Genomic DNA, 22,469 nt, shown 5'->3' on the forward strand with positions numbered 1-22,469 from the left:
GGTCGCTGGGTCACAGCATCAGTTCCGATCGGCGGCGGGGATTGAGGCGTTCCCGCCAGGCCCCGGCAAGTCCGGCGATGGCGAGAGTGGGAACGATGATGAACAGGCCGGGGAAGAGCGTCGGCCACCACTGTCCGGCAAGCAGGGAACCGCGTGCGCTCTGGACGAGGGTGCCCAGGCTCGCCGTGTGGGTGGGCAGCCCGAGCCCGAGGAAGGAGAGGGCGGACTCGTGCCACATCGCGTGCGGGATCATCAGTACGGCGGCCAGGGCTGCGTGCGGCAGCACCCCGGGCAGCAGGTGCCGCACCGTCACCCGCCACCGTGACGCGCCGCCGGACACGGCCGCGTCGATGTAGGGGCGGGACCGCAGGGAGAGGACCTCGGCACGGACGATGCGCGCGGTGGAGAGCCAGTGGGTGAGCGCGACCGAGATGACCACGGGCCAGACGCCCGGCCGGAACAGGGCGATGATGAAGATGCCCAGCAGCAGATGCGGTACGGACGAGAAGGTGTCGACGAGGCGCATGACGACCCGGTCGACCCAGCCACCCAGCGCTCCGGCGCACGCGCCGACCGCGGTGCCGATGACGGTCGCCGTGAGAGCGGCCGCCACTCCGACGAGCAGGGACACCCGCAGCCCGTACACACAGCGCAGCAGCAGATCGCGGCCCACGTCGTCCGTGCCGAACGGGTGCTCCCAGGAGGGGGGAAGGAGCTTGGCGGACAGATCGACGGCCTGCTGGTCGAGCTGGACGACCGGGGGGACGAGGAGGACGGCGAGGGCCGTGGCGGCGATCAGCACGGCGGAGGTGCGGACGCGGACGGTACGGGTGGACCGGCGGTCGGTGCGGCGCGACCGCCAGACCGGTCCGTCCTGCGTGCCGGCCGTCGGGCCTGCTCCGGCGTCAGTCATGGCGGTCACAGTTCACTCAGCTTCACTCTCGGATCGGTCAGGCCGTACAGCAGGTCCGCCAGGAGGTTCCCGACGAGCACCGCGACGGTGGCGAGGGTGGTCAGGGCGGCGAGTAGCGGGAAGTCCACGGAGGTGGCCGCTTCGACGGTGGCCGCCGCGATGCCCGGCCAGCTGAAGACGCTCTCGACCAGCAGTGCTCCGGTGATGAGTTCGGGGACGCGGGACCCGATGAGGGTGAGCACCGGGAGCAGGCCGGAGCGCAGGGCGTGACCGAGCAGTACGGTGCGTTCGCTCAGGCCCCGGGCCCGGGCCCCGCGCACCGGGTCCTCCGCCAGCGCGTCTGCGACTCCCTGGCGCACGTACAGCGCGAACCAGGGGACTTGGGCGAGGGCGAGCACGCCGGCGGGCAGGATCACATGGCTGAGTACCTGTCCGGCGGTCACCCGTTCGGCGGAGGTGTCCGTGAGGCCCCCGGCCGGCAGCAGGTCCCACTGGAGGGCGAACAGCCAGATGGCGAGCAGGGCGACCCAGAAGACGGGGGCGGCCTCGAGCGAGTAGGCGAGCGAGGTGACCGCCCGGTCGAGCCACGATCCGGGACGGCGGGCCGCGAGCACTCCGGCGAGGGTGCCGACGAGCACCGCGATACCGAAGGCGACCGTGCACAGCAGCGTCGACCACACGAGTCGTTCACCGATGACCTCGGTGACCGGCTGGCGCATGACGCTGGAGTGGCCGAGGTCGCCGGCGGCGGCCCGGGTCAGCCAGTCCCACCAGCGGACGGCGAACGGCTCGTCGGCTCCGAGGTTGGCGCGCAACCGGTCCAGGGTCTCCTGGTCGGCCCCGAGCACGGCGGTGCCGCCGAAGGCCTTGACGGGGTCGAAGGGGGAGGCTGCGGCGAGGGCGAAGACGCCGAAGGTGACGACGAGGAGCACCGGGACGGCGGACAGGGCCCGCCGGCCCACGAGTCGTCCCATCGCTCCCCGGGACGGCGAGGTCATCCCTTCGGCTTCCAGTCCTCGACGTTCCACCACGGGCCGCTGGCGAAGCCGTGCTCGTGCGGCTCGGTCTGCGTGGTCAGCCCGTCCCAGCGGTCGGCGAGCACGTACAGATGATCGATGTGGGTGAGGAAGGTGTAACCGGGGTCCTTGACGAGTTCCTGCTGCACCGTGTGGTAGGCGGCCTTACGGGACGTCGGGTCCTGGCTGCGACGGCCGCTGTCGAGAGCCTGGTCCACGGCCGGATTGTCGTAGCGGCCCATGTTGTTGAAGCCGTCGCCGGCGAGGGTGGAGTGCAGCATGGTGTAGAGCCCGAAGTCGGGGTCGCCGGTGCTCCCGAAGCCCGCGAGGACGGCGTCGTCCTTCATCCGCGGCTCGATGACCTCCCAGGTGGCGCTCTCGACGGTGACGTCGATGCCCGCCTTCTTGGCGTCGGACGCGTAGGCGAGGGCATGGTCCTGGCGGACCTTGTCACCCGAGGGGTGGAGCAGGGTGAATCCGGCGCGGCGGCCGTCCTTGCTCCGGATGCCGTCCTTCCCCGCCTTCCAGCCCGCCCCGTCCAGGACGCTCCGCGCCCTGCCGAGGTCCTGGGCGCGTTCGACGTCCGGTGCGAACCAGGGGTCGCCGACCGGGACGGGCCCGTAGGCGGGGCGCCCCGCGCCGTCCAGGATCTTGTCGACCATGGCCTCGCGGTCCACCGCCACGTCCAGGGCCTGACGGATGGCGCGGTCACCGGTGACCTCGCCCGCGGTGGGCAGGGTGACGGTGCGGTTGTCGTAGGACGTCGCCGTGTACGTCTTCCTGGTGTCGTCGTCCTTGAAGGTGGCGGCGAAGTTGGGCGGCAGGATCGCTCCGTCCAGGTCCCCGGAGCGGAGCCGGGTGGCGCGCACGTCGTCGTCCTGGACGATCGCCATGGTGAGCGTCTCCACCTCAGGCGCTCCGCCCCAGTAGTCGGGGTTGGCCTTGAAGGTCAGCTTCTCGCCCTTGCGCCAGGAGGACAGGACGTACGGCCCGGTTCCGACCGGTTTCGTGTTGAAGGAACCGGTGTTGGGGTCCTGCTTCCCGGCGATGTGCGCGGGGACGATCGGCAGCACGGTGCGACCGGCGAAGGGCGCGTACGGGTAGGCGAGGCGGAAGACGACCTTGTCGTCGCCTTCTGCGCTCACGTCCTCGATGGCGTCCAGTTCGCTCCGGGCGGTGCTGTTCGTCTTCTCGTCGAGGACCGTGCGGTAGGTGAAGACCACGTCGGCGGGGCTGAGCGGCTCGCCGTCGCTGAACTTCACCCCTTTGCGCAGGGTGTAGGTGTACGTGAGTCCGCCGTCGCCGACCTCGGGCAGCGCGGAGGCGAGCGCCGGTATCAGCTCCATGTCGGCGTTCCGGGCGAGCAGGCCGTCGAAGAGCTTCGAGTTGCCGTCCTTGCCGTAGCCGAGCAGCGGGCTGAGGGTGTCCGGCTCCGAGGCCACCCCGACCACGACGGAGCCGGCGGTACTCCCGCCGTCCGCACCGCTTCCCGGCGCCGAGCACGCGGCGAGCGCCATGCCCGATGTCACCGCGACAGCAACGGCCGCCCGTATCCGTCGTCTCGTCATATACCTCACGCCTCTCCTGCAACACTTAAGTTATTGCATGCTATGCGCAGGAAGTGGCGTAGGTAAGAGGGCCGCGGACTACCGGGCGTTCGGCCGCAGTTCATGGCAGGTCTGCGGGATGACGTGGTGTCCCGCGGCCGCGTTCGGGCGGGGCGGGCCCGCGGTCCGGTGACCGAGGACCCGCCCGCGCGTCAGCGGCGCGTGCGGACCAGCAGGTACACGAAGTACGGGGCGCCGATGACGGCCGTCATCAGTCCGGCACCGAGCTGGGCCGGGGCGATCACCGTACGGCCGACGAGGTCCGCGAAGCAGACCAGCACGGCACCGAGCAGGAGCGAGACCGGGACCACCCGTGCGTGCCGGCGGCCGACGAGGGCGCGTGCCGCGTGGGGGGCCACCAGACCGACGAAGCCGATGGTGCCCGCCGCAGCCACTGCGGTGGCGCTGAGCAGGACGGCGACCACCAGGAAGCCGAGGCGCGCCCGGGTGAGACCGAGGCCGAGGAGCCTCGGGGTGTCCTCGTCGAGGGCGACGAGGTCCAGTTCCCGGCGACGCACCACCGCCAGGGCCGCGCCGACGGCGAGCACCGCCGCGACCGGCAGCACGTCGGGCATGTTCCGCCCGTACGTCGACCCGGACAGCCAGGTGAGGGCCTTCGTCGTGTCGAACGGGTCGCTGAGCACGATGACCAGGCTGATCAGCGCCGCCGCGGTGGCGGACACCCCCACCCCGAGCAGGACCAGCCGGTTCTGCCGGAATCCGCCCCGCGCGGCCAGGCCGAAGACGATCGACGCGGCGACGGCCGCCCCGCCGAACGCCGCCCCCGCGACCTCCCACGAGCCAGGTGACTGCACGGTGGTGACGAGCAGGACGGCGCCGAGGCCGGCGCCCCCCGAGACGCCCAGGACACCCGGTTCCGCGAGCGGGTTGCGCGTCACGGCCTGCACCAGGGTGCCCGACAGGGCCAGCGCCGCACCCGCGAGGAGTGCGGCCGTGACCCGGGGCACTCGGGTGTCCAGAACGAAGGTGACGACCCTTCCGGCCCGGCCCTGTGCCCAGTTCAAGACATCGCCGAGCAGTAGTTTCGAGTCTCCGAGGAGCACGGCCGCGATCATCACACCGACGAGGACGACGGCGAGGACGATCACGGTGGTGAGGAACGCGGTCCGACCCGGGATCCGCAGACGGTCCGGTGCGTCCGCGGCGGCGGTGTCCCGGGTGCGCAGCGCCATCACGACGAGGAACACACCGCCGACGACGGTCGTGACGACTCCGGTCGGCACCTCCACGGCCGTGTCGGCGGGGACGATCGCCCGTAGCAGTACGTCAGAGCCCAGGACGAGTGCCGCGCCCACGAGGCCGGCGACCGGCAGGTTCACCCGGGACCGGACGAGCCCCCGGAACCGGCGGGTGAGGGGGCGTACGAGCGCGGGTGCGCAGAGGCCCACGAAGCCGATCGGACCGGCGAGCGTGACGGCCGCAGCAGCGAGCAGGGTGGCGAGGACGACGGTGGTGATCCGGGTCCCCCGCACGGGTACGCCCAGTCCCCGGGCGGCGTCGTCGCCCAGGGCCAGCGCGTCGACGCGGCGGGCGACGAGCATCAGCCCGGCAAAGCCGAGGGCGACGACCGGCGCCATCTGGACGACCCCGTCGAAGCCGTTCTGGCCGACGCCTCCCTGGCCCCACCGGTAGAGACCTTCGGTCCGCTGGGGGTAGAGGAGCAGCAGCGCCTCGGTCACGGCGCCCAGCCCCAGCGCGAGCGCGCTGCCCGCGAGGACCAGCCTGACGGTGCCCTTGCCGAGCCCGGACAGTCCGAGCACGACCGCCGCGGCGGCGAGTCCTCCGGCGAAGGCCGCACCGGACGAGGCGAGGAGGGGAAGGGTGGTTCCGGTCACGGCGACCACGCCGAGCGCCAGATAGGAGCCGGCGTTCACGGCGAGGGTGTCCGGCGAGGCGAGCACGTTCCGGCTGACCGCCTGAAGGGCGGCGCCCGCCATGCCGAGGGCCAGGCCGACGAGGATGGCGGCGGCCATCCTCGGAAGCCGGGACGCGACGACGACGGAGGAGTCCGCGGCGCCGGCGTTGCCGGTGAGCGCGCTCCAGACCTCCGACGCACCGACGTCGGCGGTGCCCTGGGTGATGTCGACGGCTGCGAGTACCGCGACCAGCAGCACGAGCGTGGCCGTCACGGCGACCGCGCCCGTCGTGGCCGCGGCGGTGCGGTCACGGCCGACCGCGGTCTTGTCGATGACGGCCACGGCCGGCTACTTCTTCGTCAGGGCGTCGACGAGGGAGTCGATGTACGCCTCCATCGAGCGGGGGCCACCGAACATCCAGACGCCGTCGGGCAGCCGGTGCACGTTGCCCGCCTTGACGAAGGGAAGCGACTTCCAGACGGCGTTCTTCGCGAGGGGACCGGTGAACGCGTCACCGTCGGCGTCGTTGGCGACGTACGGGAAGTGCACGTCGCCGAGGCCGGTGAGGCCTTCGACGTCGGTGGTGGCGAGGCCGTAGCTCTCGTCGCCCTTGACGGTCCAGGCGTTCTTCAGGCCGAGCTTCTCGTTGACGGCACCCAGGAGGGAGCCGCTGGTGTAGGCGCGGATGGAGACCTGGTTGGACGCCACGTAGCCGTCGGCGGAAGCGATTTCGGCACCGCCGAGACCGGCGTCCTCGAGGGCCTTCTTGCCCTCGGCGACACTCGCCTCGAAGTCCTTCTTGGCGGCGTCGGCCTGGGCCGTCGTACCGGTGGCCTTCGCGATGAGGTCGAGGCCCTCGTTCATCGTGCCGATCTGGTCGGCGGCGTCGGCCGCCGTGATCTCCAGGACGGGGGCGACCTTGCGGAGCTGCTTCACCACGGCGGGCGAGAGGTCGCTGGTGGCGACGACGAGATCGGGAGCGAGGGCCGCGACGGTGTCGATGCTCGGCTCGCCACGGGTCCCGATGTCCTTGGGGTCACCGGTGAGCGGGGCCGCGGTGTTCCACGCGGTGTAGCCCTTCACGTCCGCGACGCCGACGGGGGCGACGCCGAGGGTGATCAGGTCCTCGACCACGTTCCACTCGGTGGCGACCACCTTCTTGGCGGGGCCGTCGAGCGTCACCTTCGTGCCGGTGGCGTCGGTGAGGGTGATCTTCTCGGCGGGCTTGTCGGAAGCCGCGGAGTCGTCGGAGGAAGGCTCTGTGGTTCCGCATGCGGCCAGGGAGAGGGCGGCGACGGCGACGGCGGCCGTGGTGAGGAGGTGGCGTCTCATGAGGAGGTACTGAGCCTTTCGGATCTGGAGTGGTGTCTGCCGATCGCGCGGGTGCGCAGACGGCCGGTCGAGGGATCGGTGCCGATGTCGATGCGGATGCCGTAGACATCCGACAGCAGCTCCGGCGTGAACACGTCTTCGGGCACACCGTCGGCGACGATGCGTCCCGCGTGCAGCAGTGCGACCCGGTCGGCGACTGCCGCCGCCTGGTCGAGGTCGTGGAGGACGACGCCCACGGCGATTCCGTGGTCGTCGGCCAGATCGCGTATCAGGTCCAGGAGTTCCACCTGATAGCGCAGATCGAGGTAGGTGGTCGGCTCGTCGAGGAGCAGGACGCCTGTCTCCTGCGCGAGGCAGCTGGCGAGCCATACGCGCTGGAGCTGGCCGCCGGAGAGCTGGTCGACGCCTCGCCCGGCGAGGTCGGTGACACCGGTGAGGCCGAGCGCCCGGTCGACGGCGGCGGTGCCGCGCGGGTCGGGGCGGCCCCAACGGCCCCGGTAGGGGTAGCGGCCGAAGTCGACCACGTCCCGGACGGTGAGCCCGCCCGGCGTGGACCGGGACTGCGTCAGCAGCGCGACGCGCTGCGCGAACTCACGGGCGCCGAGCGCGAACCCGTCCGTGGCCTCGTCCGTCCCCGCGTCGACGGTGAGCGAACCCGTGCGCGCGGCCTGCAGGCGGGCCAGCGTCCGCAACAGCGTCGACTTCCCACTGCCGTTGGGGCCGACGAGGGCGGTCACCTCGGCGGGCCGCAGGGCGATGGCCGCCTCGTGCACGACGTCGACCCGGCCGTACGACACGCTCACCCCGTCGGCGGACAGTCCGTGGCCACGCGTACGCGGCACACCGGTAGCCACCAGGGCATCCGAAGCACCGGAAGTGCTCTCACCAGCTCTCATGCGGTTTAGGCTAGCCTAACCTTAGGTGCCCGGTGACCAGTACCCCCGGGGAAATCAGGAGGCGCCCCCGGGCGCGAGGGCCGGTAGCACCCCTCCCAGGACACGGAGGGCCTGACGGGGCGCGGCGGGCAGTCGCGGAGCCGGACGGCCGGCACCCCACACGCAGGGCACGAACCGCACCTGGAGCGAACGGACTTGACCCGGTCCGCCTCACCCGGGCCGGTGCGCCGAAGAGGGACGGCCCACGCGCGCCGCGCAGCGGCCGCCGCCTTCGGAAGGCCAGGTACGCCGACCCCGGGAAGGCCGCCGAACAGCGGGGCACACCGGTCCACCCCCGCCACAGCGGCGCCGCGAACTCGCCGGCGGCCGCACCGGACCGACCCGCTCCACGCATCACCGAAGCCCCCGCCCGCCCGGAGCCGGATCGAACCGGGGCTCCCCTTCCACACCAACAGGCCCGAGATGTCCGTGTTTTCGACATGTGCAACCAGGGGTTGACCACTCCGGGAAGTGCCCCTAAGTTTCTCGCAGCCCACTGGTACATCGATTAACCACATGGTTAACGTCCTGGTTGGAGACATCCCGCTGTGCGCTCATCCCTGAGTCGGCGCGGTTTCCTCGCAGCAGGCTCCGGCCTCGCCGCCGCTACCGCACTCCCCGCTCTGTCCGGCTGTTCCACACTCGCCTCGGCCGATTCCGACCCCGGCACCCTGCTCGTGCACACCCAGCTCGGCACCACCGCACCGGGCTCCCCCACCTACAAAGCCGCCGTCAAGGCGTTCGAGGAGGAGAACCCCGGGCTCCGGGTCAAGAACCTCGTCAACGGCGACGATCTGCCCCAGGTGTACGAGACCTCCCGGCTGGCCCGCAAGGAGCCGGACGTGGTCATGGTCAATCTCTACGACAAGACGCTGGCCTGGACCGATGTCGGTGCCACCGTCGATGTGAAGGGGTATCTCGACGACTGGGGGCTGCGCGGGCGCGTCCTGCCCGCCGCCCTGGAGGAGTGGACCGACGGCAAGGGCCGGCTGCGGGCCTTCCCCTACTTCGCCACCAACTGGCCCGTCGCCTACAACACGGCCCTGCTGGAGCGGGCCGGCGTCGATTCCGTTCCGACCACCGGGGACCAGCTGATCGGTGCCGCGCGCCGGCTGCGCGCCAAGGGCATCGCGCCCGTCACCGTCGGCGGCAACGACTGGACGGGCCAGAAACTGCTGGCCCAGATCATCCAGACCTTCCTCACGCCCGACGAGGCCAGGAAGGTCTACTCGACCGGTGACTTCAGCGGCAGCAGGGGCGCCCGCGAAGGCATCGACTACTTCGTCCAGCTGCGCGACGCCGGCGTCTTCGCCGACAAGGCGCAGGGGCTGACCTCCGACACGATGACCACGCAGTACAACACCGAGGCGGCGGCGATCCAGTCCGCGATGTCCTCGGCGCTGGCGAAGGTCGCCCCGAAGCCTGCCGGGCACACCGCGATCGGCGGCTGGCCGCTGGCCCTCGGCGCCTCGCACGACAAGCCGACGATCATGCGCTCGTACACCCTCATCGGCTTCTGGATCAGCCCCAACGGCGTCAAGAAGCTGTCCTCGGTCGAGAAGTTCCTCCGCTTCATGTACCGGCCCGAGACGGTCTCGCGCTTCATCACCGAGAGCGGGCGGGACATGGCGCTCGTGACGGACACCGTCAGCAAGCAGTTCCCGCTGGTGGCCGAGGCGCAGCAGCTCGGCGACCGGGTCGGCCAGGTCCTCCTGCCCGACCTGTACGTCCCTCCGACGGCGACCCAGCCGCTGATCACGGCGACCAGCACCGCCTTCACCCGGGGGACGAGCGCGGCCGCCGTGCGTTCCGCCCTCGAATCCGCCTACCGCACGGCCTGATCCGCGCGCCCGAGCCCCCTGCGAGTCCCTCATGACGTTGCTCTCGTCCGCCCCGGGCGGCGCCCCGGTCCGCCGGCCGGACCCCCCGTCGCCCTCCCCCGCCGCCCCCGTGCGCCGCAAGCAGGGCGGGGTCGTCCTGGCCGTACCGGCCCTGGTCTGGTACCTCGTCTTCATGGTCGGCCCGCTGGTCGCCATCTTCGTCATCGCCGCCCTGCACTGGCCGGGCATGCTCCAGCCGGTGTCGTTCGCCGGTTCCGGCAACGTCCGCGCCGTCCTGGACGACCCGGTGTTCTGGGACGCGGTGGAGAACACCGCCGTCCAGCTCGTGGTCGCGCTGCCCCTGATGATCGTGTGCGCGTACATGCTCGGGTACTACGTCGCGCAGAAGCCGCCGGGCCACCGCGTCCTGCGGTACCTGCTCTTCATCCCGGGCCTGATCTCCACCCCGGCCAAGGCGATGGTCTTCTACGCGGTCCTCTCGCCGGACGGCCTGCTCAACGGCGGTCTCGAGAAGGTCGGGCTGGGTTCGCTGACCGACGCCTGGCTCGCCTCGCCGTCCACCGCCCTGTACTGCCTGATCGTCCTGGACGTGTGGAGCGGCATCGGCTTCACGGCCGTGCTGTTCGCCGCCCGGCTGGGGAGCGTGCCGGACGAGATCGGTGAGGCCGCCCAGCTGGACGGCGCCGGACACTGGCGCGCCATGTGGCGCATCCACTTCCCCGTCATCCGGGACTTCGTCGGCGTCGTGACGATGCTCCAGTTCCTGTGGACCCTGTTCGGTTCCGCGCAGAACGTGCTGCTGCTGACGCAGGGCGGCCCGGGAAGCTCCTCGACAACGTTGTCCTTCCTCGTGTACCAGAAGGCGTTCATCGCGGCCGACCTGGGCTACAGCCAGACCGTCGGTGTGGTCCTGTTCCTGGTCGGTCTGGCCGGGCTGCTGACCATCCGTCGTGTCTTCCGCCAGAACTACTGATCGGAGCGGTCCCATGAAGTTCGGAAGGTCCTGGCTGCCGGCCCACATCCTCGCGTGGCTGTACGCGGCACTGCTGGTGGTCCCCCTCTACTACCTGCTGGTCTCGGCGTTCAAGACGAACGACCAGATCTTCGGGAGCCCGTTCTCCCTGCCGACCTCCCTGTCCCTGAACAATTTCGGGGAGGCGTTCACCTCCGCCGACCTGGGCCCGGCCATCGTCAACTCGGTGCTGGTCACGGTGCTCGCGCTGGCTCTCACCCTGGCACTGGCCATTCCGGCGGCCTTCGCGATCGCGCGGACCGAGGGACGTCTCGGCGCGTTCGTGGAACGGGTGTTCTCGCTGGGATTCCTGGTCCCGACGTTCGCCGCACTGTTCCCCACGTTCCTGCTCGCCGCGGCGACCGGGCTGTTCCACACCCGGGCCTTCATGGTGCTGTTCCTGCCGGCCACGGCGATGCCGCTCTCGGTCGTGATCCTGGTGCAGTTCATGCGGACCATCCCGCACGAGATGGAGGAGGCGGCCCGCCTGGACGGCGCCTCCACCTTCGCGGTCCTGCGGCACATCTACACGCCCATGTGCGTGCCCGGCATCGCGACGATCCTCCTGCTGAACTTCCTGACCTTCTGGAACGAGTACCTCTACTCGCTCGTCATCGTCGGCCCGGACCCCGAACAGCGCACCGTGCAGGTGGCCCTGCCCACCCTGAAGTCCCTGACCGGCACCGACTACGGCATTCTGACCGCGGGCACGGTACTGACCCTGGTCCCGGTCTGGGTGGTGTACACGGTGCTCCAGAAGCGCATGCAACAGGCTCTCGTCAGCGGGGCGGTGAAGATGTGAAGGCACGTATCGAGGGACATCCCGAGGAGGTCACGGGCGCGTCGCAGGGGCCCGGCGCCCCGGCCGCGCGCCCTGACGGGGTCCCCTCCGCCAGGCAGGGGGCCCGGGCGGGTTCCGAGGGAGCCGCCCGGCCCACGATCAAGGCCGTGGCCGCCGCGGCCGGGGTCTCCACCGCCGCGGTCTCCCAGGCCGTCAACGGCACCGGGCGGATCTCGGAGGCCACCCGGCGCCGGGTCCTGGACGCGGCCGCCGAGCTGGGCTGGTCACCCAGCGCGTCCGCGTCGGCTCTGCGCCGGGCACGCACCCGTACGATCGCGCTGGTCGTCCGGCGGCCAACCGACGTGCTCGGCGCCGACCCGCACTTCAGCGAACTGATCACGGGCCTGGAGGGGGAGCTGGCCCCCCGGGGCTACGGTCTGCTGCTCCACCTGGTCGCCGACATGGCCCAGGAGAGCGCGTTGTACGAACGACTGGCCGCGGAAGGCCGGATCGACGGCGCGGTACTGACGGACGCACGGGCGGACGACCCGCGCCCGCACCTGCTGCGGGGCCTCGGACTGCCCGCCGTCCTGCTGGGCGCGCCGGACCCCGCGGCCCCGGTGCCCGGCGTCGGCCTCGGGCAGCAGGACGCCGGTGTCCGTGAGGCCGTGGCGCACCTCCTGGAGCTCGGCCACCGGCGCCTCGCGTACATCGCGGGCCCGGCCGAGCTGGTGCACACCGGGCTGCGCCGGACGGCGTTCGAGGACGCGCTCGCCGGAGCGGGACTGCGAGCCGTCGCGGTCCGGCACACCGATTTCACGGAGCGGGCGGCCGTCGCCGTCACCGAGGAGCTCCTCGCCCTGCCCGACCGGCCGACCGCGCTGGTGTTCTCCAACGACTCGATGGCCGTCTGCGGCATCGGTACGGCCCAGCGCGGCGGACTGCGGGTGCCCGAGGACGTGTCGGTGGTGGGCTACGACAACCTGCCGCTCGGCCGCTGGCTGCACCCACGGCTCACCACCGTGGACCAGCAGGTGCAGCGGGTCGGTGCCGCCGCCGCCCGCGCACTGCTCGCAAGGTGCGGCGAGGACGTGCCCCCGCCCGTGCTGGACGGACGCCCACGCCTGGTCGTACGGGAGTCCACCGGTTGCGTACCGTCCGCGTCCTGAACACGGGCCGGCGGTTCCGTGCCGCTCGCGGCCCGCCCGGGCACGGCCATGCCCTGCCCCGCGGCCCGAACGGCCCTCCGCCGGCCGCACCGGCCCCACCCCCGCACTTCGAAGAGGTCAGAGAAGGACCATGCGACGCCACAGCGCCCAGCTCACCCACGACTCCGCCGTCCTCCCCTGGCTCGGCGCCAACTTCTGGTCCCGCACCGGTGGTCCGCTGATGTGGCGGAACTACGAGCCGGAGACGGTCCGCGAGGAGTTGGCCGTCCTGCGGGACCACGGGCTGAACATGACCCGGTCCTTCTTCTACTGGCCCGACTTCCACCCGGAGCCGGGGCGGATCGACGAGGAGCTCTGCGACCGCTTCCGTGACTTCCTGGACGCCCACACCGAGGCGGGGATGGGGACCGTTCCCACCTTCATCGTCGGCCACATGTCGGGCGAGAACTGGGACCCCGCCTGGCGCGGGGACCGTGATCTGTACGAGGACGTGTGGCTCGTCGGGCGGCAGGCGTGGTTCGTCTCGCAGATGACCCGCCGCTTCAAGGACCATCCTGCGGTCACCGGCTGGCTGATCACCAACGAGATGCCCGGCTACGGCCGGATCTACCAGGTCGACCCGCCCTCCAGCGATGTCGTCACCGCCTGGGCGCAGTTCATGTGCGACGCGGTGCGGGCCGCGGGCGGCACCCAACCCGTGTCGCTCGGGGACGGCGCGTGGGGCATCGAGGTGACGGGCCGCGACAACGGCTTCTCGCTCCGCGACACCGCCGAGTACGTGGACTTCGTCGGCCCTCACGTCTACCGCTCGGACACGGACCGGCCACGCCAGCACTACCGTGCCGCGTTCGAGTGCGAACTCGCCGCGGTCACCGGGCAGCCTGTCGTCCTCGAGGAGTTCGGGCTCTCGACCGACACGGTCTCGGCTGCGAACGCGGGCGTGTTCTACCGGCAGACCCTGCACAATTCGCTGCTCGGCGGGGCCACGGGGTGGATCGCCTGGAACAACACCGACTACGACGATCTGTGGGAGCAGTCTCCGTACGATCACCACCCCTTCGAGATGCACTTCGGCATCACCGACCGCACCGGCCGCCCGAAGGAGCCGTTGCGGGAGCTGGCCGATTTCGCCGAGGTGCTGGAGCGGGTCGACTTCGCCCGCTGCCGCCGGGCGGACGCGGACACCGCCCTGGTCGTGCCCGCCTTCCTGGAGCGCGGCTACCCCTACAGCCGGCCCGCCGACCGGCCGCTGATCTTCACTTCGCTGCACCAGGGGTACGTGGCCGCACGCGGCGCGGACCTGCCCGTGGCGTTCTCGCGGGAGGCCGACGGTCTCCCGGAGGACGCCGCGCTGTACCTGCTCCCGTCGACGCGCCAGTTGACCACCCGGACCAGGCGGGATCTGGAGCGCCGGGCCCGCGGGGGTGCCACGGTCTACCTGTCGTTCTGCTCGGGCGAGCACCCGGCGACGCGTGGTCCGTGGTTCCACGACCTGGACGGTCTGTTCGGTGTGGAGCACCAGCTCTCCTACGGTGTCGCCGAACCGATCGAGGACGACGTCCTCGAGATGACGTTCCTCGAGGACTTCGGCTCACTGGCCGCGGGCGAGACGCTGGTCTTCCCGGTCGCCGGCAACGAGGACAGCCGCGCCTACCTGCCGGTCGTGCCGGCCGGTGCGCGGGTCGTGGCCACCGACGCGCACGGCCGTCCGGCGCTGCTGTGCCACGAGACGGGCGAGGGCCGTACCGTCCTGGCCACGTACCCGCTGGAGCACATGGCCGCCCGCACGCCCCGCGCCAACCCGGAGCAGACGTACCGGCTGTACGCGGCGCTCGCCGACCTCGCGGGGGCCGCACGGCCGGTGACGGTCGACACACCGTACGTCGCGGCGGACACCCTGGTCCGCGAGGACGGCACCCGGTACGTGTGGCTGGTGAGCCAGGCGGCCGAGGAGCTGACCGTGCGCCCGTCGGCCGATGGGGAGCTGCGCGAGCTGACCGGCGGCGATCCGGTGCGGGACGTGGTGATCGCCCCGTACGGGGTGCGTGTCCTCGAACTGCGCTGAACGTTCGCGCCGGACCCGGGGCCTGCTCCGGGTCCGGCGCGAACGGGCCTGTCTGCCACGTGTGTCGCCGTACCGACGCGTCCACTCCCCGCTACCTGAAAGTGAGCCCCCGATGTCCGAGCCGCTCTTCCGGGACCCCACGGCGTCCGTCGCCGACCGGGTGCGCGACCTGCTGGCGCGGATGACGCTCACCGAGAAGGTGGGCCAGGTCAACCAGCGGATGTACGGGTGGGACGCGTACGAACGCACCTCCTCGGGCCACCGGCTGACCGAGGCGTTCCGGACCGAGGTGTCCGCGTACGACGGGATGGGTGCGCTCTACGGACTGCAGCGGGCCGACCCCTGGTCCGGTGTGACGGCGGCCACCGGCATCGGCGCGGCGGACGGCGCACGGGTCTGTGACGACGTGCAGCGGCACGTCGTGGAGAACACCCGGCTGGGCATTCCCGTCCTGCTGGTCGAGGAGATGCCGCACGGTCTCCAGGCGCTGGACGGCACGCTGCTGCCGGTCAACCTGGCGGTCGGCGCCACCTGGAATCCGGAGCTGTACGAGGAGGCCGTCGCGTCCGCCGCCGCGCAGCTCCGCTCACGCGGGGGCCACGTGGCACTGGTGTCCGCGCTGGACCTGGTGCGGGATCCGCGCTGGGGCCGCGCGGAGGAGTGCTTCGGCGAGGATCCCTACCTGGCGGCACAGTTCACCGAAGCCCTGGTGCGCGGTGTCCAGGGCCCGCCCGGCGAACTCATCGGGCCGGACCGTGCGGCCGTCGTGCTCAAGCACTTCGCCGGGCAGGGAGCCACGGTCGGCGGCCGTAACAGTGCGGCCACCGAGCTGGGCGCACGTGAACTGCACGAGATCCATCTTGAGGCCGCCCTGGCAGGCGTCCGTGCCGGGGCGGCGGGTGTCATGGCAGCGTACAACGAGTTCGACGGCGTGCCGTGTGCCGCGAACCGGGAGCTGCTGACCGGGATCCTGCGCGAGCGGTGGGGGTTCACCGGTCTGGTGATGGCCGACGGGCTGGCGCTCGACCGTTTGGTGCGGCTGGCCGGGGACCCGGTGGCGGCCGGTGCGACGGCGCTGGAGGCGGGGACCGACCTGAGCCTCTGGGACGACTGCTTCCCCCGGCTGGAGGAGGCGGTGCGCGGTGGGCTGGTCGCCGAGCACACCCTCGACACCGCGGTCGGGCGGGTCCTCACCCTGAAGTTCCGGTTGGGCCTCTTCGAGAACCCGTACACCGGGAAGCGCGCGCCGGCACCGGGGCCGGTGCTGCTGAGCGAACGCATCGCCCGGGAATCCGTCACTCTGCTCGCGCACGACGGTACGACGCTCCCGCTGACCGGCGGCGTCCGACGCGTCGCGGTCGTCGGCCCGAACGCCGACTCCGTACCGCAGCAGATCGGCGACTACACCGCGCCCCAGCGGCCCGGCACGGGCATCAGCGTCCTCGACGGGCTGAGGGCCGCGGCTCCGGAGGGTGTGGAGGTCGTCCATTCCCGGGGCAGCGATCTCGTCGGCGGCGACCTGTCGGCCGTGGCCGGAGCGGTCGCGCAGGCTGCGGGGGCCGATGTCGCGGTGCTGGTCCTGGGCGGTTCGAGCGCGCGGGAGTCGGGAACGCGCTTCGACGCCAACGGGGCGGCGGTGGTCTCCGTGGGCAACCCCGTGGGGATGACCTGCGGGGAAGGCGTCGACCTGGCCGAACTGGGGATACCCGACGGACAGTCGGCGCTGCTCGACGCGGTCGCGGCGACGGGGACCCCCGTGGTCGTGGTGCTGGTCCAGGGGCGTCCGCACGCACTGCCGGATCTCTCGGACCGTGCCGGGGCGGTACTGAGCGCCTGGTACCCCGGGCCATGGGGCGGGCGCGCGGTGGCGGACGTGCTGTTCGGCGCGGCGGAACCGGTGGGCCGGCTGCCCGTCTCCGTCCCCCGGTCGGCGGCGCAGTTGCCCGTGTTCTACAACGGGAAGGACCACGGCTACCGCGGTTACGTCGACCAGCCCGCCACCGCGCGTCATGCGTTCGGCCACGGGCTGGGCTACACCACGGTCGAGTACGGCGAGCCCCGGCTGTCCCGCGCGTACGTGGCGGCTGCGGAGTTCGCCGGCGGAGCGTCCCCCGGAGCGGACGAGCCGTTGTTGTGCACGGTCGAGGTCCGCAACACGGGCGACCGGTCCACGCGCGAGACGGTGCAGCTGTACGTGCGCCGGGTGATCGGCGGGACGTCGTGGCCGCGCGTGCGTGAACTGCGCGGCTTCGCGCAGATCGTGCTGGAGCCCGGGGAGAGGGCCGAGGTCTGCTTCCGGCTGGGGGCGCGGACCCTGGCCTCCGTCACCCGCGGGTGGGAACGTGCGGTGGAGCCGGGAGAGTTCGCGATCGAGACGGGCCCGTCCTCGGACCGGACCCGCGGCGCCCGACTCCTCGTGACCGTGACGGCGACCGGCGCCCGACGGTAGGCGGGGGCGGGTGCGAAGTGCGGTGTCCGGGGCCGCTCCGCCGAGCCGGTGCGGCCGCCCCGGCTCGGCGCCTCGCGCGCAGATTCGTCCCCGCCGGGCACGGGGCGTCGGGCGGAGCGGAGATGTGCGTATCCGAGGAATCGCGGGGAGAGCCGTGACAGGCTGCCTCCAGGACCGCGTATCCGCGGAGCGGCCGCCGGGGCCCGGCCTGCTCGGGCTCCCCCGGCGGCACGGCCCGTGCCCCGCTCACCCCCGAGACTGGAGAGCCCTGTTGAACACCTCACCGGTGAACTCCGCAGCCGACCGGCCGCACCGCATGGACCCGGCGGGCGGCTGTCCGCACGCGGCCAACGCCCGGCTCCTGGCCCGGGGCGCCGTGACACCGGTGGTCCTCCCCGGTGAGGTGGCGGGCATGGCGGTGCTGGGTCATGACGCGCTCCGGGAGTTCCTCGCGCATCCCGACGTCGCCAAGAACGCCCAGCACTTCGCGGCGCTCCAGGCCGGTGGGATCCCCGACGGCTGGCCGCTGAAGACGTTCGCCACGGTGCAGGGGATGACGACCGCCGACGGTGCCGACCACCGACGGCTGCGGTCGCTGATGAGCAAGGCGTTCACCGCGCGCCGCGTCGAGGAACTCAGGCCGCGTATCGAGGCGCTGACGTCCTCGTTGCTGGACGGCCTCGAGGAGGCCGCCGCCGACGGTGTCGCCGATCTGCGCACGCACTTCGCGCTGCCGTTGCCGATGGGCGTCATCTGTGAACTCCTGGGCGTGGATCCCGGGCACCATGACCGGCTGCACCACCTGTCCAACCGGATCGTCGCCACGGACATCGGTCCGGCGGAGGCGATGGCCGCCAACCGGGAGATGGTCGAGGTACTGGGCGCGGTCGTGGCCGCCCGGACGGAGGGTCCGGGGGACGATCTCACGAGCGCGCTGATCGCGGCCCGCGAGGAGAACGGCGACCGGCTCGGCCCGCACGAACTGATCGGGACGCTGATGCTCATGATCATCGCCGGCCACGAGACGACACTCAATCTGATCACCAACGCCGTACGGGCCCTGTGCGCCCACCGTGATCAGCTCGACCTGGTGCGGTCCGGCGGGGCGACCTGGGCGGACGTGGTCGAGGAGACGCTGCGCTGGGACAGTCCGGTCAGTTACTTCCCGTTCCGCTACCCGACCCGCGACCTGACGCTCGACGGCACGGTGATTCCCAAGGGGACCCCGGTGCTCGCCGGTTACTCCGCGGCGGGCCGCGACACGAAGGCCCACGGTCCCGGTGCCGCGCACTTCGACATCACCCGTGGCAGCGAGAACCGGCACCTCTCACTGGGCCATGGTGCGCACTACTGCATGGGCGCCCCGCTGGCCCGTACGGAAGCCACCGTCGCTCTCGCGCAGCTGTTCACGCGCTTCCCCGACCTCGATCTCGCCGTCCCCGAGTCCGAGCTGCCGCGGCACGCGTCCTTCGTGGGCAACAGCGTGCAGCGGCTGCCGGTGCGGCTGCGCCGCTGAGACCGGGCCCACCCGGCCGCCGCGGCTCCGGGGCGGGAGGCGTCGAGGCGACCGGGTCCCTCAGGGACTCACCAGGCGCAGTTCGGTTCCGGAGGCGCGTACACCGTCGGCTGCCGCGTCGGCCAGTGCGCTGTCCGTGATGACCGTGTCGAACGCGTTGAGGGGCGCCACACGGTACTTGCCGAAGGTTCCGTACTTCGATGATCCCGCCACGAGCACGGAGGTGCCCGTGCACTCCATGGCGGCCTGCTTGACCTCGACCTTGGGCTCGGAGGGGGTCGTCACTCCGCGGAGCAGGTCCCACGAACTCGTACTGATGAAGGCCATGTCGAGGGCGAGCTGCCGCAGGACGGTGGCGGCCAGGCGGCCCACGCTCGACCGGTTGGAGGGCTCCACCTGTCCTCCGACGTGGATGATGTCGAGGTGGGGCGCGGACATCAGCGCGTCGACGGTCGTGAAGTCGTTGGTGACGACGGTCAGCGAGGTGTGGTGGACCAGGAGGGGCACCATGGCGAGCAGGGTCGTGCCCGCGTCGAGGTAGACGGTCATGCCGTCCCGCACCAGCTCCGCCGCTGCGGCGGCCATGGCCTGCTTCTCGGGCCGCTCGATGAGGGTTTTGGCCTGGTGGCTCGGTTCGCTCTGCAGGTGGCTGGCGATCCTGGCACCGCCCGGCACGGAGAAGACCAGTCCCTGGCGCTCCAGTTCGGCGATGTCGCGGCGCACCGTCATGTGTGAGACGCCCAGGATCTGGGTGATCTGCTGCACGCTGAGCACTCCGTCACGGCGCAGGTGCTTCAGCAACTGCTCACGCCGCTGGTCGGGGATCAGCGGCGGGGAGTGTTCCTCGGCCATCTTCGGTGGTCCTTCCTGTTTCGCTCCGACCAAGTCGGTCGCTGGCGATTGTGCCGTCCCTGTGCGCCCGGCGCTCACGCCGGGGCACTCCACCGGACCGGACGGCTGTCTCCCGGCCGCGGGCCGCGGCCGGGAGACAGCGTGGGGACCGGTTCCCGGCCGGTACGGTGACCGGCCCTGGTCAGCCGCCCACGAAGGTGCCGAGCAGCAGGACTCCGCCGAGGCTGAGCAGCGACTGGAGGGAGAGCATCAGTGTCCAGGTGCGGAACGTCTGCGACACGGAGAGCTGGAAGTACTCCTTGAAGAGCCAGAAGCCCGAGTCGTTGACGTGGGACAGCATGACGGCACCCGAGGCGGAGGCCAGCACCATCAGTTCGGGCGAGAGCCCCGGGTAGGCGCCGAGCAGCGGGGCGACGATGCCGGTGGCGGCGGCGGTGGCGACCGTCGCCGAGCCGAGGCAGATCCGCAGGAGCGCGGCGACCAGCCAGGCGAGCAGCAGCGGCGGGACGGACCAGTCGACGGCGTAGTCGGAGATGAGCTGGTCGATGCCCGTGGCGGTCAGCATCGCCTTGAGGCCGCCTCCGGCGCCGAGGATCAGCACGATGCCGCCGACGGGGCCGAGTCCCTTGCCGGCCATCTTCTGGAGCTGGCCGAGGCCGAAGCCGGAACGGACGCCGAGGGCGAAGAAGGCGAACACCACGGCGGCCAGGAGCGAGAGGACGGAGGAGTCGCAGGCCTCGAACAGCGCGTGCGGCAGGCTGCCCTCGGCGGTGTTCGATGTGCCGACCGTGCCGATCAGCATGAGGACGGGAGGCAGCAGCACGGTGATCAGGGCGAGTGCGAAGGACGCGGGCCGTCGCTGGTTGTCCGGGAGGGGCTCCGGTTCGGGGACGGGGCCCTTGTCCAGGTCGGGTGCGGGCCCGAACCAGCGGCTGGCGACCTTGGTCAGCAGTGGTCCGCTGACGACCGCGATCGGGATTCCGATGATGAGGCCGTAGAGGATGGTGAGGCCGGTGCTGGCACCGTAGGCGGAGACGGCGAGCGTCGGGGAGGGGTGCGGGGGCAGCAGACCGTGCGAGATGTAGAGGCCGGCTGCCATCGGCAGTCCGACGTACAGCAGGTGCGTCCCGGTGCGCTTGGCGACCGCGTACACCAGTGGTACGAGCATCACGAAGCTGACGTCGAACAGGTGGGGCATGCCGATGAGCAGGGCCGCGGCGGTGATGGCGGTCGGGATCCACTTGACCGGCCGGGCACCGATGAAGGCGGTGGCGATGCGGTCGGCCCCGCCGGAGCCGAGCAGGATGCCGCCGAGGATGGTGCCCAGCCCGATGGTGGGGCCGGTGCTCTTCAGGGCGTCCCCGAAGCCGTTCTGGAAGTTCTCGACGGTCTGGCCGGGTCCGATTCCGGCGGCGAGCCCCAGGCCCAGAGCGGCGATGCTCAGCGCCAGGAAGGGGTGCAGTTTCGTCTTGGTGATCAGCAGGATCAGGACGACGACCGCTGCCGCGCCCAGCAGCAGGTGCTGGAGGTCCGTGCCCACTAGCGTGCTCCGCCGGTGACGGTGGCCCGGGAGGAGCGGCCCAGGGTCCAGGCCTGCCGCAGGTTCTCGTCCGCGTCGGCGAGGTCGGCCATCGTGATCAGTTCACCTGCGGCGACGGGGCGGGCGAGGGTGGCGTAGGCGGCGAGGTAGAGCGGGGCTATGTCGGCCGGCGTGTCCTCGTCGCGCAGCAGGACGGCCTGGACGCCGGTCACGTTGTGGTGGTGCCCGCCCATGGTGAGGACGGTGCCCTCGGGCAGGTCGTGCTGCGCGCGGCCGGCCAGTGCGGCGTGGGCGCGCGGGTCGGTGCCCCCCGAGGGGCGGTGGTGCAGCACGGCCGACAGGAGGGAGAGCGGGGTCTCGACGCCCATCAGGTGGTAGGGGAGGTAGATCGCGGCGTAGCGGCCGTCGCGGCTGACGACGTGGCCCTTGCCGCGCAGGGTCTCCCAGGTGACCTGGTCCGTGGTGCGCACGACGACGAACACGCCGCCGGCGAAGGACGCCTCGTCGGGCAGGCGCAGTGCGCTGAACACGTCGACCGCACCGGGGCGGTGGAGGACTCCCCCGTCCTCGCGGAGGGAGTAGATGTCGGCGAGCTCGGCGATGCGGGCCACCGGGTAGTGCAGGCGTTCGACATCGGGGCGGAACCCGGTGTTCGTGGCGACGACGGCCATCTCGCAGTAGTCGGCGGTGGCGCCCACGGGCAGCGCCGCCACGGCCGCCGCGCGGGCGGCGAGGGTGGCGCGGGTGTCCTCGCCCAGGGTGAGCAGGCCGGTCAGCGCCGGGGCCGGGACCGTCGTGTCGAGCTGGGTCACGGTGCCTGCGCCGGGGTCGAGGACGAGGTCGTACTCGCTCGACTTCCCGATGGCCACGATGTCCAGGCCCAGCAGTTCCGCCCAGGTCACCAGGGCGATCAGGTTGGCGGGCTGGTCGCCGTCCGCCGTCGTGTAGACGACGCCGTTCTCCTTCGCCAGGTCGGCGAGGTGGAGTCCCGCGACGGAGTCGACCTCCTTGCTCACCATGGCCACGTGCCGGCCGTGCGTGAGCGCCTCGTGGGCCATCGCGTATCCGTCGGCGGGGCTTCCGGTGGCTTCGACCAGGATGTCCCAGGGTGCCGCGTGCAGCAGGGCGCCGTCCGCGACGAGCACGACGCACCCTTCGTCCGCGGCAGTTGCCACGTCCCGGGCCGTGCTGCAGACACGCAGCTCCGAGGGGCGGTGGCCGAGGTCCAGGAGCATCGTCCGAAGGCGCTCCACGTCGCGGTCGCAGAGGACGGCGGGCGTCAGCCTGTCGAGGTGCCGGGTCTGGGCCAGCAGGGTCCGGGCGAAGCCGCCGCCGGCTCCGGACAGTGCGTACCGCACGGTCCGGTCGCCGGTGTCGGCGAACAGGTGGTGCAGGTTCATGGGCCCTCCTGGATGACGCGAGCAAGGTGATGACGCGAGCGGTGTGGTGATGCGCTCCCGGCACGGGCGGTCTCGTCAGCACGTACGAGGGCCACCAGGAGCGCGTTAACAAGATGTATCAGCAGATCCCATTCACGTAAAGTCTGTTAACATTTTTTCACATC

The 22,469-nt window shown here is 71.8% G+C and carries 16 protein-coding genes; 7 read left to right on the forward strand and 9 right to left on the reverse strand.

Annotation, left to right across the window (positions count from 1 at the left end; genetic code table 11):
* Nucleotides 1-10: 10 nt before the first annotated feature.
* From OG927_RS00965 to OG927_RS00990, 6 genes are all read right to left on the reverse strand, one after another.
* Nucleotides 11-913 carry an ABC transporter permease gene (locus tag OG927_RS00965; protein WP_056790271.1) on the reverse strand — a complete coding sequence of 301 codons (903 nt, stop codon included), beginning with the start codon at nt 911-913 and terminating at the stop codon, nt 11-13.
* A 5-nt stretch (nt 914-918) separates the two neighbouring features.
* The gene (locus tag OG927_RS00970; RefSeq protein ID WP_330319516.1) at nt 919-1,887 is read right to left on the reverse strand and encodes an ABC transporter permease; all 969 of its coding nucleotides are present in this window, start codon (nt 1,885-1,887) and stop codon (nt 919-921) included.
* Nucleotides 1,888-1,907: 20 nt separating this feature from the next.
* On the reverse strand, nt 1,908-3,497 hold the full coding sequence (locus OG927_RS00975; protein WP_330319517.1) for an ABC transporter substrate-binding protein: 1,590 nt from the start codon (nt 3,495-3,497) through the stop codon (nt 1,908-1,910).
* 191 nt (nt 3,498-3,688) lie between these two features.
* Nucleotides 3,689-5,755 carry an iron ABC transporter permease gene (locus OG927_RS00980; protein ID WP_330319518.1) on the reverse strand — a complete coding sequence of 689 codons (2,067 nt, stop codon included), beginning with the start codon at nt 5,753-5,755 and terminating at the stop codon, nt 3,689-3,691.
* Between the two features lie 6 nt (nt 5,756-5,761).
* Nucleotides 5,762-6,745, reverse strand: coding sequence for an ABC transporter substrate-binding protein (locus OG927_RS00985; protein ID WP_056789914.1), 984 nt, complete (start codon nt 6,743-6,745; stop codon nt 5,762-5,764).
* On the reverse strand, nt 6,742-7,641 hold the full coding sequence (locus OG927_RS00990) for an ABC transporter ATP-binding protein (protein WP_063887891.1): 900 nt from the start codon (nt 7,639-7,641) through the stop codon (nt 6,742-6,744). Before OG927_RS00990 ends, OG927_RS00985 begins: the two co-directional genes overlap by 4 nt.
* Before the next feature lie 587 nt (nt 7,642-8,228).
* On the opposite strand from OG927_RS00990, the gene OG927_RS00995 reads away from it, so the two are divergent.
* The 7 genes from OG927_RS00995 to OG927_RS01025 all read left to right on the forward strand — a co-directional run bounded on the left by OG927_RS00995 (nt 8,229) and on the right by OG927_RS01025 (nt 18,513).
* On the forward strand, nt 8,229-9,521 hold the full coding sequence (locus tag OG927_RS00995) for an ABC transporter substrate-binding protein (RefSeq protein WP_330319519.1): 1,293 nt from the start codon (nt 8,229-8,231) through the stop codon (nt 9,519-9,521).
* Nucleotides 9,522-9,552: 31 nt separating this feature from the next.
* The gene (locus OG927_RS01000) at nt 9,553-10,494 is read left to right on the forward strand and encodes a carbohydrate ABC transporter permease (RefSeq protein ID WP_124283320.1); all 942 of its coding nucleotides are present in this window, start codon (nt 9,553-9,555) and stop codon (nt 10,492-10,494) included.
* Between the two features lie 13 nt (nt 10,495-10,507).
* Nucleotides 10,508-11,335, forward strand: coding sequence for a carbohydrate ABC transporter permease (locus OG927_RS01005; protein ID WP_056789902.1), 828 nt, complete (start codon nt 10,508-10,510; stop codon nt 11,333-11,335).
* 146 nt (nt 11,336-11,481) lie between these two features.
* Nucleotides 11,482-12,483 (forward strand): LacI family DNA-binding transcriptional regulator, encoded by a 1,002-nt coding sequence (locus OG927_RS01010; protein WP_056790267.1) that lies wholly within the window; start codon nt 11,482-11,484, stop codon nt 12,481-12,483.
* A 130-nt stretch (nt 12,484-12,613) separates the two neighbouring features.
* Nucleotides 12,614-14,548 (forward strand): glycoside hydrolase 5 family protein, encoded by a 1,935-nt coding sequence (locus tag OG927_RS01015; RefSeq protein ID WP_124283318.1) that lies wholly within the window; start codon nt 12,614-12,616, stop codon nt 14,546-14,548.
* Nucleotides 14,549-14,660: 112 nt separating this feature from the next.
* Complete coding sequence (locus OG927_RS01020) at nt 14,661-16,997, forward strand: glycoside hydrolase family 3 N-terminal domain-containing protein (RefSeq protein WP_330319520.1); 2,337 nt, start codon at nt 14,661-14,663, stop codon at nt 16,995-16,997.
* A gap of 316 nt (nt 16,998-17,313) precedes the next feature.
* On the forward strand, nt 17,314-18,513 hold the full coding sequence (locus tag OG927_RS01025) for a cytochrome P450 family protein (RefSeq protein ID WP_056790264.1): 1,200 nt from the start codon (nt 17,314-17,316) through the stop codon (nt 18,511-18,513).
* Nucleotides 18,514-18,573: 60 nt separating this feature from the next.
* Here the strand turns inward: OG927_RS01025 and OG927_RS01030 are convergent, their stop codons facing one another.
* The 3 genes from OG927_RS01030 to OG927_RS01040 all read right to left on the reverse strand — a co-directional run bounded on the left by OG927_RS01030 (nt 18,574) and on the right by OG927_RS01040 (nt 22,305).
* Nucleotides 18,574-19,365: a DeoR/GlpR family DNA-binding transcription regulator gene (locus tag OG927_RS01030; RefSeq protein ID WP_056789893.1), complete on the reverse strand. Its 792-nt coding sequence runs from the start codon at nt 19,363-19,365 to the stop codon at nt 18,574-18,576.
* Nucleotides 19,366-19,546: 181 nt separating this feature from the next.
* On the reverse strand, nt 19,547-20,905 hold the full coding sequence (locus OG927_RS01035; RefSeq protein ID WP_330319521.1) for a GntT/GntP/DsdX family permease: 1,359 nt from the start codon (nt 20,903-20,905) through the stop codon (nt 19,547-19,549).
* Nucleotides 20,905-22,305 carry a homoserine dehydrogenase gene (locus OG927_RS01040; RefSeq protein WP_330319522.1) on the reverse strand — a complete coding sequence of 467 codons (1,401 nt, stop codon included), beginning with the start codon at nt 22,303-22,305 and terminating at the stop codon, nt 20,905-20,907. The genes OG927_RS01035 and OG927_RS01040 overlap by 1 nt, the downstream gene beginning before the upstream one ends.
* Nucleotides 22,306-22,469: the final 164 nt, after the last annotated feature.

The organism is Streptomyces clavifer (genome assembly GCF_036345975.1).
Lineage (GTDB): Bacteria > Actinomycetota > Actinomycetes > Streptomycetales > Streptomycetaceae > Streptomyces > Streptomyces clavifer.

What these genes read in the sequence shown, in the direction of transcription:
- OG927_RS00965 (WP_056790271.1), bottom strand. Translation starts at nt 913, where the DNA reads ATGACTGACGCCGGAGCAGGCCCGACGGCCGGCACGCAGGACGGACCG.
- OG927_RS00970 (WP_330319516.1), bottom strand. Translation starts at nt 1,887, where the DNA reads ATGGGACGACTCGTGGGCCGGCGGGCCCTGTCCGCCGTCCCGGTGCTC.
- OG927_RS00975 (WP_330319517.1), bottom strand. Translation starts at nt 3,497, where the DNA reads ATGACGAGACGACGGATACGGGCGGCCGTTGCTGTCGCGGTGACATCG.
- OG927_RS00985 (WP_056789914.1), bottom strand. Translation starts at nt 6,745, where the DNA reads ATGAGACGCCACCTCCTCACCACGGCCGCCGTCGCCGTCGCCGCCCTC.
- OG927_RS00990 (WP_063887891.1), bottom strand. Translation starts at nt 7,641, where the DNA reads ATGAGAGCTGGTGAGAGCACTTCCGGTGCTTCGGATGCCCTGGTGGCT.
- OG927_RS01000 (WP_124283320.1), top strand. Translation starts at nt 9,553, where the DNA reads ATGACGTTGCTCTCGTCCGCCCCGGGCGGCGCCCCGGTCCGCCGGCCG.
- OG927_RS01005 (WP_056789902.1), top strand. Translation starts at nt 10,508, where the DNA reads ATGAAGTTCGGAAGGTCCTGGCTGCCGGCCCACATCCTCGCGTGGCTG.
- OG927_RS01015 (WP_124283318.1), top strand. Translation starts at nt 12,614, where the DNA reads ATGCGACGCCACAGCGCCCAGCTCACCCACGACTCCGCCGTCCTCCCC.
- OG927_RS01020 (WP_330319520.1), top strand. Translation starts at nt 14,661, where the DNA reads ATGTCCGAGCCGCTCTTCCGGGACCCCACGGCGTCCGTCGCCGACCGG.
- OG927_RS01025 (WP_056790264.1), top strand. Translation starts at nt 17,314, where the DNA reads ATGGACCCGGCGGGCGGCTGTCCGCACGCGGCCAACGCCCGGCTCCTG.
- OG927_RS01030 (WP_056789893.1), bottom strand. Translation starts at nt 19,365, where the DNA reads ATGGCCGAGGAACACTCCCCGCCGCTGATCCCCGACCAGCGGCGTGAG.
- OG927_RS01040 (WP_330319522.1), bottom strand. Translation starts at nt 22,305, where the DNA reads ATGAACCTGCACCACCTGTTCGCCGACACCGGCGACCGGACCGTGCGG.